The sequence below is a fragment of the uncultured Psychroserpens sp. genome, assembly GCF_947494225.1.
GTDB lineage: Bacteria > Bacteroidota > Bacteroidia > Flavobacteriales > Flavobacteriaceae > Psychroserpens.
This window is the reverse complement of record NZ_CANLUG010000007.1, coordinates 73,310-86,550: the sequence shown is the minus strand read 5'-3', so window position 1 is coordinate 86,550 and position 13,241 is coordinate 73,310. Positions and strand designations below refer to the sequence as shown.

Sequence of the window (13,241 nt, the reverse complement as noted above, 5' to 3'; positions counted from 1 at the left end):
GGATAAAAGCAGATTATTCTTCTTCAGAATTTGCTTCTAATTTTCGCTCTGCGATTTCTTTGTGAAATGGACGCTTTCCAAATATTTTTTCGAGGTTATCTTTAAAAATAACTTCTTTCTCAAGTAATACCTCGGCAAGCTCTGTAAGTTTGTCTTTATGTTGTTCTAACAACTTAATGGCGCGTTGGTATTGCTCTTCAACAATATCGGAAATTTCTTTATCAATTAACTCAGCTGTCTCCTCACTATAAGGCTTTGTGAAGCCTGATTCTTGCCCTGAAGAATCGTAATATGTTAAGTTTCCAATCTTGTCGCTAAGACCATAAACAGTTACCATTGCTCTAGCTTGTTTCGTTACCTTTTCAAGATCACTTAAAGCTCCAGTTGAGATTTCGTCAAAAATCACTTTTTCGGCGGCTCTACCACCAAGAGCGGCACACATTTCGTCTAGCATTTGCTTTGGTCTTACAATAAGACGCTCTTCTGGTAAATACCAAGCAGCACCTAAAGATTGACCACGCGGAACGATAGTCACTTTAACTAAAGGAGCAGCATGCTCTAGCATCCAACTAACTGTTGCATGACCAGCTTCATGAAAGGCAATTGCCTTTTTCTCTTCTTTAGTAACGATTTTATTTTTCTTTTCTAGACCACCAACAATTCTATCTACGGCATCTAAAAAGTCTTGTTTATCTACAGCTTTCTTTCCTTTACGTGCAGCGATTAATGCCGCTTCATTACAAACATTGGCAATATCGGCACCAGAAAAACCAGGTGTTTGCTTCGCAAGAAAATCGATATCTAATTTTTCGGCTTGTTTAAGCGGTCTTAAATGAACTTCAAAAATTTCTTTACGCTCTCTTACATCAGGAAGATCTACAAAAATTTGTCTATCAAATCGTCCAGCACGCATTAAGGCTTTATCTAAGACATCGGCTCTATTGGTTGCAGCGAGTACAATAACGTTTGTATTTGTACCGAAACCATCCATCTCTGTAAGCAACTGGTTTAAGGTGTTTTCTCGTTCGTCATTAGAACCTGAGAAATTACTCTTTCCACGAGCTCTACCAATCGCATCAATCTCGTCAATAAAGATAATTGCAGGCGATTTTTCTTTTGCTTGCTTAAATAAATCTCTTACACGAGATGCACCTACACCAACAAACATTTCTACGAAATCAGAACCAGATAATGAGAAGAAAGGTACTTTGGCTTCACCAGCCACAGCCTTTGCTAATAAGGTTTTTCCAGTTCCGGGTTGCCCTACTAGTAATGCGCCTTTTGGAATTTTACCACCAAGCGATGTATACTTCTCAGGATTCTTCAAGAAATCAACAATTTCTTGTACTTCTTCTTTGGCACCTTCTAAACCGGCAACATCTTTAAATGATGTTTTTACATCTGTTTTTTCATCGAAGAGTTTAGCTTTCGATTTTCCAATATTAAAAATTTGACCACCAGCACCTCCTCCAGAGCCACCAGACATACGTCTCATGATAAAAATCCAAACACCTATAATTAGGATAAATGGAAGAAGGGAGAATAAGAGATTACCAAATGTGTTTTCTTCAGTATCATATTTAACATCAACTTTGACCTGACTTTCATCAATGATTTTTTCAATATCGTCTTCAAAGTTTTGTAAATCACCAAATTCAAAGGTGTAATTAGGTTGCTTTGAAATAGAAAGCGCAATATTACTAGGTTTAGCCTTTTTATGTAGCTCCTTATCTAATGCTTCTTTCGTTAAATAAACTTTAGCAGTGTGGGTGTTTCTAATGATCATAATCTCAGAAACATCACCATCTTTTAAAAATGTTTTGAACTTATCAGGAGTAATTGTGTTTGCCTGAGAGCCACCAAAACCTCCAGAAAAAAGCTGTATTGCTAAAATACCAGCAATGACGAATCCGTAAATCCAGTAAGGGCTAAACTTTGGTTTTTTATTTAAATTTTTGTTGTCTTTTGCCATCTATAGTTGCCACAATTGTGGTGTTTTTATTTTAATATTCCTTAGTAACTTGTTTCTATTTGGGTTGTTTTTGCGTCTCCCCAAAGGCTCTCGATATCATAATACTCGCGAATGTGCTTTTGAAAAACATGAACAACAACATTAACATAATCCATTAAAACCCATTCTGCATTATCACTTCCTTCTATGTGCCAAGGATTATCTTTATGTTCTTTACTTACTTTTTTCTGTATGGAGTTTACAATAGCGTTTACTTGGGTATTAGAAGTACCTTCACAAATTATAAAATAGTCACATACTGTGTTTTCTATCTCTCTTAAATCTAAAATTGTAATTTCTTTTCCTTTTACATCTTCAATGCCAGCGATAACCGTACTTATTAGTTGATCTGGATTCGTATTTTTTTTCGCCATTAAATTGATTTAATTTTGTACAAAGTTATTATTTTTTTACTTCTTATAAACTGTTATTCATCATAAGAAAAATATAATTTTTTTTAACTCATTACTATGCGTATAATCAAACTTAGTGCCATCGACTCTACCAATACTTTTTTAAGACAGTTAAGTACTAGTGAAGTTCTTGAAGATTATACCATAATTGTTGCCGAATCTCAAACTAAAGGACGTGGTCAAATGGGAACAACTTGGAGCTCTCAACCTTCAAAAAACCTTATGGTTAGTGTGTTTGTAGATGTTTCCTTTTTATCTATTGAAGATAGTTTTTATATTAGTATGGCTACATCTTTGGCTATATCGAAGGCATTGAAAAGTTTTCAAATTAAAAATGTGAAAGTAAAATGGCCTAACGACATTTTGGCAGACCAAAAAAAGATTTCAGGTGTTTTAATTGAAAATGTCATAAAAAACAATCAGTTGCAAGCTACTATTATTGGTTTCGGACTCAATGTCAATCAACTTCATTTTGATGATTTACCAAATGCAACATCAATGCAAAAAGTATCGGGCAAGGCCTTTAATTTAGATGAAGTCTTAACTGCTGTAATTGGATATTTAAAGGACTATATGGAGGAATTAAAAAACCAACAACAAACCCAATTGAAATCTTTATATGAGGCGGCGTTGTTCAGAAAAAATAAACCTTCAACATTTCAAGATGCTGAAGGTTCTATGTTTTCAGGTTTTATATATGGTGTTTCAAATGCTGGTTACTTACGAATATTACTAGAAGATAATGTTCTAAAGGAATTTGATTTGAAAGCTGTAAAACTTTTATATTAAACTTGTGCTGGCATATTACTAGCTAGTGTTTCTATAAATTTGCTAATTGGGCCTTTAATCATCATACCCATCATAGCGTTAAATTCACCTTCGAAAACTAATTCTACTTCACTTTTTGAAGCATCAATTTCAGAAATGAGTCCGGTAAGCGAAAAATCTAATTTTCCACCAGCAGCTCCCAAAACAATTTTATTTGGAGCGATCGCTTCTTTTTTCTTCAACACAATTTCTGGCATTCCCTTAAGAGCGAATAAAAACTTATCATTTTCTAAAACTTCAAATTTACTAATGTTTTCAGGCATTAATTTTTCGAAATTTTTTACGTCAGACAAAAAATCAAAAGTTTCTTGAGCTGATTTATTGATAAGGGTTTTTGGTGATTCTAATTTCATGTGTTTTATATTATATGTTATAATTGGCTATAATCAAATAGTGTTCCATTCACTCGGGTTGTCATTCCAAAGTGCCAAAACTTCTTGTTCTTTACTATTAATATACATGGTTTCAAGAGCCTGTTCTAATAAGTTTTCATAGTTACTTAACGTATGTAATGCTACGTTCGCAGTTTCGAAATTCTTTCTAGAAATATCAAATCCATAAGAAAAGATAGCTACCATGCCTTTTACATTCACCTTCGCTTCTTCTAAGGCTTTTACAGCATTTAAACTACTTTTTCCTGTGCTTATCAGATCTTCCACAACAACAACATTTTGACCAGCCTCTACAAAACCTTCAATTTGATTTTGACGTCCATGAGATTTGGCTTCTGGTCTAACATATATAAAAGGAAGTCCTAGATATTCTGCCACTAGAATTCCAATGCCAATAGCACCAGTGGCAACACCAGCAATCACATCTACTTTTCCGTAGTGTACTTCGATATGTTTTGCCATAGTTTCTCGAATGTAATTTCTAATAGGCGGAAATGATAATACAATTCTATTGTCGCAATAGATTGGAGATTTCCATCCTGAAGCCCAAGTAAAGGGATCGTTGGGTTGAAGTTTTATGGCATTAATTTGCAATAAAACTTCGGCAGTTCGCTTAGCGGTTTCTTTATCAAAAATCATGTTGCAAAACTACACAATTTTGGTAATAATAGATTTTAAAATTTTAAATAAAATTAATAGAAAAAATAGGGCTTGTCTTTATAAAAATGATATTTTTACTTACTGAAAAACCTACAGACTTTATACATGTATCACGTTTTTGTCAATGATAAACCCATTGTGCTTACTACAAAGGTTGAGCAAGAAAATGGTTTTAAAAATTATTTATTATCAAAAGTTAATATTGGTAAGGTGATTAAGGAGCTTAATTCGACATCGTTGAAGGAAGTAAGACTTATTGGACGTAAAGAGAAAAATCTTTTAAAGAAATTTTTAAAGCTATTGCCTAATGTAATTGCAGGAGGAGGAAAGGTTTTTAATAACGAAGGTCATGTTTTGTTTATCTACCGAAATGATAAATGGGATCTCCCTAAAGGCAAGACTGAGGGAACAGAAACTATAGAAACTACTGCTATTAGAGAGGTTGAAGAAGAAACAGGAGTCAAAGATCTGCATATTACAAAAGCACTTCCTACAACCTACCATATTTTTAAACGAAATGGTAAACATAAGATTAAAATCACCTATTGGTTTGAAATGACTACTGCTTTTAATGGCACGTTGTACCCTCAAGAAAATGAAGGCATCACAAGGGTAGAGTGGTTATCACCCGATGAAAGTAAAAAAGCTTTAGAAAATAGTTATGCTAATATTAAAGCCTTAGTTTAACCTTTACATTAGACGATATACAGGGTATTGTAAATGGGCCTTTTCATAATGAGCACTTTGTTTGTGAATCCAATCTAATTGCGCATACCAATTGTTAGCAAAATCTTCATCGTATGTTTTTTTAAGATTAAAATCGATTTTTAATTTAGGGTGACGTGCTAGTAATTCTTGTGCTTTGTCTTCCCATACATATGGTGAAAACCCTTCTTTTTGTTGAAGAATTGTATCGAAAAAGTTCCAACTAAAAAACGAATCGACACCTTGTGGTTCTAAGGTTTCCATAAGATATCTAAAACTGCGTTGATTCGTATTTATTAAATAATCACCCTTTGAGAATTTAACCTGCTCTTCTTGAGTTTCTAATTGTACATTATAATGTGGGTAATGTCCTTCATAAGCCTGCTTTCTCGTATCGTAGCTTTTTATTTTATAAGATTGAACTGTTAATGTCGTGTCTTGGTCAAGTTCATGCATAACAACGCCATTAAGTTTTAGACGATTAATGACATTCCACCAGCCTTTAGGAATAATATAAGATGTTGGAATAGAAACCTCTAACGTGGGTGTCATATAGTTTTTATAGGTGATGTCTTTAGTGAAAGGCTTTGCTCTGTCGTATTTTAGGCGCTGAGCACCTGTAACTTTACTTTCAATCATTTGACCTTCATATCCTTTAAATTGTAATGTAGAGTTACGTGTTGTGTCTATGCTCCATTGCAACGGATATGTTTTTTTTGAACGCAAATCGGCAACGGCATTTCTGCGTAAATTTGTGATCGTTTCTCCTTCTTCTTCAGTAATTTCAATCATACTTTTCATGAGCTCATAAGTGCCTTCAACACGCTGCTTATATGGTTTTAACATATGTGTTTCAACCATCATACCAAGGGTGTTCCATAAGGTTGTATACCCTGTAGAGTATCGCGGAGAATCCATAAATTGATTAAAACCTTGTTCTGGTGTTCTATTAAATACATTTACATAGGGTGTAATGTCCCAGCTTTTATCGGCCAATTTTTGCTCGAGTTGAGGCATCATTTTGGCGTGAAGAAATTCGCCTAATTCACCACCTAATTTATTATGTTGTGTAAACAAATGCGTAAGTGTATATTGGTAATCTGCACCATTACTTGCGTGATTGTCAATAAAGACATCTGGTTGTACAGTATTAAATATTCCATGAAAAGCTCTAGCATTTTTTGTGTCAGATTTTATAAAATCTCGGTTAAGATCATAATTACGAGCGTTACCTCTAAAGCCATAAGCCTCTGGGCCATTTTGGTTTGTTCTAGTTGTAGAATTTCTGTTTAAACTTCCTCCGATATTATAAATAGGAATGGTGACAAGAACTGTCTTTTTCGGCATATCAATTTTACCTTGGGCCATATCGCGAAACAACATCATTGTGGCATCTATACCATCAGATTCTCCTGGGTGAATACCATTATTTATGAGAATAATGCGCTTTTGCTCTTTAATGTTTGTAAAGTTAAAATCTTCATCAGGATTTAAAGTAACAATATGCAGTGGATGTCCAGAATCTGTTGAATCCATTGATTCTATGGATACAGAATCGTAAGTTTCGGCTAGGTCTTTATAAAACGAAATAACCTGGTCATAGGTTGCTGTTTGCGTACCATTTGACGTTTCGAAAACAGTTTTAAAATCAAAATCTTGCTTATCTTTTTCCGAAGAACAAGACATTAGAATTAGAAGTAGAACGACTATTTTTTTCATACTGAAATTTTAAGAATAAGATCAATTGTTAATATGTTGTTTATTTCTTTATAGCTATAAAATCAAAAGCATTCAAAGTTAACTTAAATTTGATTATCCCTCTAAACTAATAGCTAAATGAAAGTTTTTATTTTACCCTTCGGAAAGATTTCTATTCTAGAGTCTCACATAGCCGAAGTCATTATAAACGAAGGCGTTTTAATTGACGCGTCAATGGTTGCAGCTTACCGAAAATTATTAGAATCTCATTTAGATAAAGACAAACCAATTTCTCTTCTCATTAATAAAGAAAATGCCTATTCATATACATTTGAAGCTCAGATAGCTATGGGCGAATTCAGTGATTTTATTGCATTTAGAGCTGTTGTGGTTTATAGTCAGAGCGCAGAAATGGCCACCCAAATTGTTATGGATATTAATAAGCATAACAATTGGAATATTAAAATATTTAGAGAGCGACAGAATGCTTTAGACTGGTTACTTATGAATCAAAATAATAAAAGTGCGATGTAGAATTCTACATTAAAATTAGTTAATTTTACGGCACTTTAATTTTTTGAAATGTCACAAACTACAAATACAATTTTAATGATTCGTCCTGTGAACTTTAGGATGAATGAAGAAACGGCTGTAAATAATTATTTCCAAGAAGATTTAAATTTAAAAAATGCCGAAATAAATGCTAAGGCTCAAAAGGAATTTGATGATTTTGTTGCAAAATTAAGAGCCGTTGGTGTTCAGGTTATTGTAGAGGAAGATGTGGCTTCTCAAGACACACCAGATTCTATATTCCCTAATAACTGGGTGAGTTTTCATGAAAATGGTGATGTGGGTCTGTACCCGATGTTTGCTGAAAACAGACGAAGAGAGCGTCGAGAAGATGTATTATTACGCTTGGAAAAAGAAGGTTTTAGAATTGAAAACATTATTGATTATACTAGTGCTGAAGATGAGAACATCTTTTTAGAAGGTACTGGAAGTTTACTTCTAGATCGTGTGAATGCTAAGGCGTATTGTGCCTTGTCTGCAAGAGCAGATGAATCGTTATTTATTGAGTTTTGCGAGGATTTCGAGTATACACCTGTTGTATTCACCGCAAATCAAACGGTAGATGGTAAGCGCTTACCCATTTATCATACTAATGTTATGATGTGTTTAGCTGAAAAATTCTCGATAATATGTCTTGATACTATTGATGATAAAAAGGAACGTAAGAATGTTATTAAGCACCTTGAAGCCGACGGAAAAGCCATAATAGATATTTCTGAAACACAAATGCATCATTTTGCGGGTAATATGTTGCAAGTTAAAGGACATAATAATCAGCGTTATCTTGTAATGAGTAAAGCTGCTCATGACAGTTTAACTCCTAAGCAAGTTGCAGATATTGAAAAATTTTGTCCAATCTTGTCAAGTTCGTTAGAAACTATCGAAACTTGTGGTGGTGGGAGTGCACGTTGTATGATGGCAGAAGTATTTTTACCAAAGGCTTAGTCTAGTTTTATAAAAATATAGCCTCCTTTTTCGGCGCCCCAGATATGATCACCTTTGTCATCAAAGCCTCTGTCCCATGAAATGATTTTATCTTCCATAATTTCTACTTCACTTGTGGCATAAGATGCGCCATAAAGAGTACTCTCACATGTTTTTTCTCCAGTTTCACCTTGATATAAGTTAGATTCCAGTCGTTTTAATAGCACTTCGCAGCCTTCCTTTTTGGTGACTTTGTCTAAATTAAGCGTATCAAATGCTTCTGGCGTTTTCCATTTTCCTATCCATAAAGAATCGTATTCAATAGTATAAATGGCAGAACTATAGACACTATCATTTAATTGCGTAACCTCATAAATACGTTGTCTATAAGGTTGATCTTGTTTAGAATTAAGTGCCTGTTCTACATACAAGAAATTTCCTTTGTCTTTCCATATAGGATACATATGAAGTGAGATATTATAATAAGTGGAGTCTACTTGGGATTGAATTTCTGAATTATAGGAGCCTTGCATTAGAGCGAAAAGTTCTGACAAGTGTTCGGAAGACAAATTGTCTTGTGAATTTGAGGTGTCATTTTTACAATTAAATAGAGATATTGCAATAAGTAATAGAAGTAGTTGACGTTGCATAGTTGATTTATTTTTTAGAAAGATACCAAAAAATGATTACTAAGCTGGCTTGATTTTTGGAAGTTCAACGTAAAATTTTGTTCCAACGTTTAGTGTGCTTTCTACCCAAATCCTACCTTTATTGAGTTCTACTAATTCTTTGCAAATTGTTAATCCTAAACCTGTTCCTTTTTCGTTACTTGTTCCTCGGGTGCTAAAGGTGCCATTCTGGAACAATTTATCTACGTTTTCTCTAGAAATACCAACACCTGTGTCTTCTACACAAATCAAACTCTTACCATCATGATCACTGTTAGATACGGTAATCACATCTCCAACTCGAGTAAACTTAACTGCATTTGTGATTAAGTTTTGAATCACAATTTCGATCATACTTTTATCTGCATAAATAAAGTCGCGATGCGATTCATCAATAAGTACGATACGCTTTTGTTCAACTTTTTGTTCAACTAAGTTGATTTTATTTTGAAAAACCTCTTGTATATTGAATAGTTCTGGCTTAGGCTCTAAATTTTGCATTTGAGATTTAGACCAGTTTAAGAGGTTGTATAATAATTGTGAGGCACTATCGGCGTTTTCACTTAATTCAGGAACTAAATCATAGAACTCTTCACGTGAAATTCCATCTTCTTTGAGTAAATCGATAAACCCTTTAATTGATGATATGGAGTCTTTTAAATCGTGAGATACAATCGAGAAAAGCCTGTCTTTAACACTGTTCACTTCTTCGAGGTGCGTTGTTTTTTTAGACAGTTCTGTGTTCTGAATTTTAATTTTTTCATTCTTTTCTTGCAGTTCTCTATTAAATTTTAGAGTGTTTTTCCGTTTTAGATAAATCAATAAAAGTATGGTCGATACTATTAAGAATGCTGCTCCTAGAATATATGAAATTGCCTTCAATCGCTTTTCAAAGATAGCGTCCTCATCTTCTTTTTGTTGCTTAGCCAATGCATCGAAATCCTCTTGGTTTTCAATGAGCGGTTTAATTTCAATGGGTTGTGTAATAACAGGGAGTTTAGGCGAATTTTCCTTGTCAAGTTCACTCTTTAGGGTGAAATATTTTCCCTGCCAAAAGAATGCATTTTGAAATTTACCATTTATGGAGTCTAGCTCTTTGTGTAGCTTGTAGTTTTTTAACAACTCGAGTTTATTGTCAATTGTCGTAGCAATAGCATAGGCCTCATCAATTTGACCTTTAGCTGTTCTATAATTTCTTTGCTGGATGTTAAGGTCTCCAATAGCGTTTAACGCTCTAAGTGTACCGTCCAGATTTTTGTTTTGCTTATTAAAAGTCAACCCTTCAACCAAATATTGTCTTGCTTTTACGTAATCTTTGAATTGAAGATACTCTGCGCCAATGCGTGGCAGAATTTCACCTTTTAACTTTTGATCGGTATTTGGGTTTAGAAGTTTTAGAACTTTTTCATAGTATTCAATTGCTTTTCTGTGTTCTTTTCTTTCAGAATACAATGATGCAATATTTCTAGTGGATGTTTTTATTCCAATACTGTCTCTCAGTTGCTCTCTAATGTTAAGTGCTTTAATATTAAATTCAAGAGACTTATCTACTTGCTTTGTATTGTAATAGGCTTCGGCCAGATTGTTATATGCCGAACTTAATTCTTTTCTTAGATTTCTAGATTCAAAGGTTTGAATCGCAGACAATGAATTTTCTAAACCAACAGTATAATTCCCACGCTTAATTTCTATTAAACCAATGCTGTTGTTTACTTTGGCAATACCTAAAGTATCTCCAAGTTGCATGTAATAACGCTTTGATCTGTTATAACCGTCAATAGCGTTGTAATAATCATCTTTTTGAGCATAGATTAATGCTTTATAATAATTAATATCTGCAATACCTTTGGTATGATTTAAAGATTTCGATAGACGTTCTGCATTTTCAATGTAGGTAAGTGCCTTTTTGTAACTCTTAGCTTCATAGAGCGCTTTAACTAACCTCAAAGAGGTGTCTACTTTAGATGAGTCTTGTTTTTGAAAAGATAAACGCAGGGTAAGACTATCAATCTCGCTTGCTTGTGAAAAACAGAAGAACGATGAACATAAAACAGCTAATGTAATTAACTGCTTCATACTTTGATTAGAGTTTTAATCGCAAAACTATTTTCACACAAAACCGTCATTAGGGTTGGATAGTTAGAGTGTTTAAATAATAATGCCAATCTCATTAAAGATTGATTATTAAGTTTCATCAACGTTTGGGACTTTGATTAATAGCAATACCAAAAATGAATAAAAAGCGCCTGAAACCCTAATTTTTAGGTTTTAATGCCTATAAATTAGTTAAAGTGACTATTGAAATTCACAAAATTATCGACGAATAGATAAACGGCAAAAAACATAGAAAAACGACACTTTTATCGATGAAATGCATGTTACAGATTATTTAAATTTAAATTACTGATTATCAATATTTTATGCTAATTGAACCTATAAGTGCGTTGTAGGTAAATGTTTTTTTTGCGTTGCAATGAGATATAGGATGTTTCCAGTGATTTAAGATCGAATCAATTAAAGCTCTGGAGCATCCCTAAATTTTAATAAAAAACCTATCTTTGCAGACTTATAAAAAAGTATCATAATGAATCTTCAGGAAACACTATCACACAATGTAAAACAGGCAGTTAAAGCTGTTTTTAATGCGGACTTAGAATCGGTAGAATTTCAAGCAACTCGCAAAGAGTTTGCAGGCGATATTACTGTAGTAGTATTTCCAATGCTGAGGGTTGTAAAAGGAAACCCTGTTCAAATTGGTGAACAGATTGGTGAATATTTGGTAGATCACGTCCAAGAAGTCAAAGGATTTAACGTTGTTAAAGGGTTCTTGAATGTTGAAATTAACGATGCCTACTATTTGGAGTTTTTCAATAGTATAAAGAATAATGAATCTTATGGTTTTGCCGAAACGAATTCTAATGGGAAAGCTGTGATGGTAGAGTATTCTTCACCTAACACAAATAAACCTTTGCATTTGGGACATATTCGAAATGTGATTTTAGGGTATAGCGTTTCTGAAATTTTAAAAGCATCTGGCAAAAAGGTTTATAAAACACAAATTATAAACGATAGAGGAATTCATATTTGTAAAAGTATGTTAGCTTGGAAACGTTTTGGAAACGGTGAAACACCAGAATCATCTGGCTTAAAAGGAGACAAGCTCGTTGGAAACTACTATGTAAAGTTTGATAAGGAGTACAAAAAACAAATTCAAGACTTAATCTCAAATGGTCAAGCAGAGGAGGAAGCGAAGAAGAATGCACCTCTATTACTTGAAGCTCAAAACATGCTTAGAAAATGGGAATCTGGAGACGAGGAGATTGTTGCCTTATGGGAAATGATGAATGGTTGGGTGTATGAAGGTTTTGATATCACCTATAAAAATATAGGTGTTGATTTTGATAAATTATATTATGAAAGTCAGACTTATTTGCTCGGGAAAGAATTTGTTGCAGAAGGCTTAAAAACAGGAGTGTTTTTCAAAAAGGAAGACGGTTCTGTTTGGTGCGATCTTACCGAAGAAGGACTGGATGAAAAAATAGTATTACGTAGTGATGGTACTGCTGTTTACATGACTCAGGATATTGGAACTGCAATTCAACGTGTAAAGGATTTTCCTGATATTGGAGGTATGGTGTATACCGTAGGAAATGAGCAAGAATATCATTTTCAGGTTTTATTTTTAATTATCAAAAAACTTGGTTTTGATTGGGCGGAAAACCTATATCATTTGAGCTATGGTATGGTTGATTTGCCTTCTGGAAAAATGAAAAGTAGAGAAGGAACTGTTGTAGATGCTGACGATTTGGTTGATGAAATGGCACAAACAGCTGGTGAAATTTCTGAAGAATTAGGCAAATTAGACGGCTATTCTGATGATGAAAAGAAGACACTTTATAAAACAATTGGTTTAGGTGCTTTAAAATATTTTATTTTAAAGGTCGACCCAAGAAAACGTATTTTATTTGACCCTAAAGAATCCATCGATTTCCAAGGAAATGCAGCGCCATATATACAAATGGCATATGCTAGGATACAGTCTATTTTAAGAAAGTCTGATATAGAAACAAACAAAACATTAGATCTAAACGATTTGGTTCTACATGTCAAGGAAAAAGAATTACTTAAACAAATCGAATTGTTTCCAGAAGTTATTCAAAATGCTGCGGATCATTACAGTCCTGCGCTTATAGCAAATTACACTTATGATTTGGTAAAAGAGTTTAGTTCATTCTATCAGAATGTATCAATTCTTGGTGCTGATACGACTGCCGAAAAAGCATTTAGAGTAGAATTATCTAAGACAGTGGCCAATGTTATAAAAAATGCCTTTGGTTTACTTGGTATTAATGTGCCAGAGCGTATGTAATTT

The 13,241-nt window shown here is 33.7% G+C and carries 12 protein-coding genes; 5 read left to right on the top strand and 7 right to left on the bottom strand.

Annotated features, from left to right (window positions below):
* Positions 1 to 13 precede the first annotated feature (13 nt).
* A complete protein-coding gene (gene ftsH / locus Q0893_RS15335) occupies positions 14 to 1,972 on the bottom strand; it encodes an ATP-dependent zinc metalloprotease FtsH (protein ID WP_298903581.1) in 1,959 nt (652 codons plus the stop codon).
* 41 nt (positions 1,973 to 2,013) lie between these two features.
* A complete protein-coding gene (rsfS, locus tag Q0893_RS15330) occupies positions 2,014 to 2,385 on the bottom strand; it encodes a ribosome silencing factor (RefSeq protein WP_298903580.1) in 372 nt (123 codons plus the stop codon).
* A gap of 96 nt (positions 2,386 to 2,481) precedes the next feature.
* Here rsfS and Q0893_RS15325 point away from each other — a divergent pair, with 96 nt between their 5' ends.
* Positions 2,482 to 3,213 (top strand): biotin--[acetyl-CoA-carboxylase] ligase, encoded by a 732-nt coding sequence (locus Q0893_RS15325; RefSeq protein WP_298903579.1) that lies wholly within the window; start codon positions 2,482 to 2,484, stop codon positions 3,211 to 3,213.
* Here the strand turns inward: Q0893_RS15325 and Q0893_RS15320 are convergent.
* Both Q0893_RS15320 and pyrE read right to left on the bottom strand, forming a co-directional pair.
* Positions 3,210 to 3,605 carry an SRPBCC family protein gene (locus tag Q0893_RS15320; protein ID WP_298903578.1) on the bottom strand — a complete coding sequence of 132 codons (396 nt, stop codon included), beginning with the start codon at positions 3,603 to 3,605 and terminating at the stop codon, positions 3,210 to 3,212. The two genes, Q0893_RS15325 and Q0893_RS15320, sit on opposite strands and share 4 nt — an antisense overlap.
* A gap of 33 nt (positions 3,606 to 3,638) precedes the next feature.
* On the bottom strand, positions 3,639 to 4,283 hold the full coding sequence (gene pyrE, locus Q0893_RS15315; RefSeq protein ID WP_298903577.1) for an orotate phosphoribosyltransferase: 645 nt from the start codon (positions 4,281 to 4,283) through the stop codon (positions 3,639 to 3,641).
* A gap of 126 nt (positions 4,284 to 4,409) precedes the next feature.
* Here pyrE and Q0893_RS15310 point away from each other — a divergent pair, with 126 nt between their 5' ends.
* A complete protein-coding gene (locus Q0893_RS15310) occupies positions 4,410 to 4,991 on the top strand; it encodes an NUDIX domain-containing protein (protein ID WP_298903576.1) in 582 nt (193 codons plus the stop codon).
* Positions 4,992 to 4,994: 3 nt separating this feature from the next.
* Here Q0893_RS15310 and Q0893_RS15305 read toward each other — a convergent pair whose 3' ends face one another.
* Positions 4,995 to 6,728: a M14 family metallopeptidase gene (locus tag Q0893_RS15305; protein WP_299277255.1), complete on the bottom strand. Its 1,734-nt coding sequence runs from the start codon at positions 6,726 to 6,728 to the stop codon at positions 4,995 to 4,997.
* 117 nt (positions 6,729 to 6,845) lie between these two features.
* On the opposite strand from Q0893_RS15305, the gene Q0893_RS15300 reads away from it, so the two are divergent.
* Both Q0893_RS15300 and ctlX read left to right on the top strand, forming a co-directional pair.
* On the top strand, positions 6,846 to 7,241 hold the full coding sequence (locus tag Q0893_RS15300) for an STAS/SEC14 domain-containing protein (protein ID WP_298903574.1): 396 nt from the start codon (positions 6,846 to 6,848) through the stop codon (positions 7,239 to 7,241).
* A gap of 48 nt (positions 7,242 to 7,289) precedes the next feature.
* Positions 7,290 to 8,222 carry a citrulline utilization hydrolase CtlX gene (gene ctlX, locus Q0893_RS15295; RefSeq protein ID WP_299277252.1) on the top strand — a complete coding sequence of 311 codons (933 nt, stop codon included), beginning with the start codon at positions 7,290 to 7,292 and terminating at the stop codon, positions 8,220 to 8,222.
* On the opposite strand, the gene Q0893_RS15290 is transcribed toward ctlX, so the two are convergent.
* Complete coding sequence (locus Q0893_RS15290) at positions 8,219 to 8,851, bottom strand: chromophore lyase CpcT/CpeT (protein WP_299277249.1); 633 nt, start codon at positions 8,849 to 8,851, stop codon at positions 8,219 to 8,221. The two genes, ctlX and Q0893_RS15290, sit on opposite strands and share 4 nt — an antisense overlap.
* A gap of 39 nt (positions 8,852 to 8,890) precedes the next feature.
* Complete coding sequence (locus Q0893_RS15285; protein ID WP_298903571.1) at positions 8,891 to 10,945, bottom strand: tetratricopeptide repeat-containing sensor histidine kinase; 2,055 nt, start codon at positions 10,943 to 10,945, stop codon at positions 8,891 to 8,893.
* 508 nt (positions 10,946 to 11,453) lie between these two features.
* On the opposite strand from Q0893_RS15285, the gene argS reads away from it, so the two are divergent.
* Entirely contained in the window at positions 11,454 to 13,238 is a 1,785-nt protein-coding gene (gene argS / locus Q0893_RS15280; RefSeq protein WP_299277245.1) for an arginine--tRNA ligase, read from the top strand.
* The last annotated feature ends 3 nt before the right edge of the window (positions 13,239 to 13,241 follow it).

Excerpts from the sequence above, each read along its gene's own strand:
- Q0893_RS15290 (WP_299277249.1), bottom strand. The coding sequence starts at position 8,851 with ATGCAACGTCAACTACTTCTATTACTTATTGCAATATCTCTATTTAAT.
- Q0893_RS15300 (WP_298903574.1), top strand. The coding sequence starts at position 6,846 with ATGAAAGTTTTTATTTTACCCTTCGGAAAGATTTCTATTCTAGAGTCT.
- Q0893_RS15285 (WP_298903571.1), bottom strand. The coding sequence starts at position 10,945 with ATGAAGCAGTTAATTACATTAGCTGTTTTATGTTCATCGTTCTTCTGT.
- ctlX (WP_299277252.1), top strand. The coding sequence starts at position 7,290 with ATGTCACAAACTACAAATACAATTTTAATGATTCGTCCTGTGAACTTT.
- rsfS (WP_298903580.1), bottom strand. The coding sequence starts at position 2,385 with ATGGCGAAAAAAAATACGAATCCAGATCAACTAATAAGTACGGTTATC.
- Q0893_RS15305 (WP_299277255.1), bottom strand. The coding sequence starts at position 6,728 with ATGAAAAAAATAGTCGTTCTACTTCTAATTCTAATGTCTTGTTCTTCG.
- Q0893_RS15325 (WP_298903579.1), top strand. The coding sequence starts at position 2,482 with ATGCGTATAATCAAACTTAGTGCCATCGACTCTACCAATACTTTTTTA.
- pyrE (WP_298903577.1), bottom strand. The coding sequence starts at position 4,283 with ATGATTTTTGATAAAGAAACCGCTAAGCGAACTGCCGAAGTTTTATTG.
- Q0893_RS15320 (WP_298903578.1), bottom strand. The coding sequence starts at position 3,605 with ATGAAATTAGAATCACCAAAAACCCTTATCAATAAATCAGCTCAAGAA.
- argS (WP_299277245.1), top strand. The coding sequence starts at position 11,454 with ATGAATCTTCAGGAAACACTATCACACAATGTAAAACAGGCAGTTAAA.
- ftsH (WP_298903581.1), bottom strand. The coding sequence starts at position 1,972 with ATGGCAAAAGACAACAAAAATTTAAATAAAAAACCAAAGTTTAGCCCT.
- Q0893_RS15310 (WP_298903576.1), top strand. The coding sequence starts at position 4,410 with ATGTATCACGTTTTTGTCAATGATAAACCCATTGTGCTTACTACAAAG.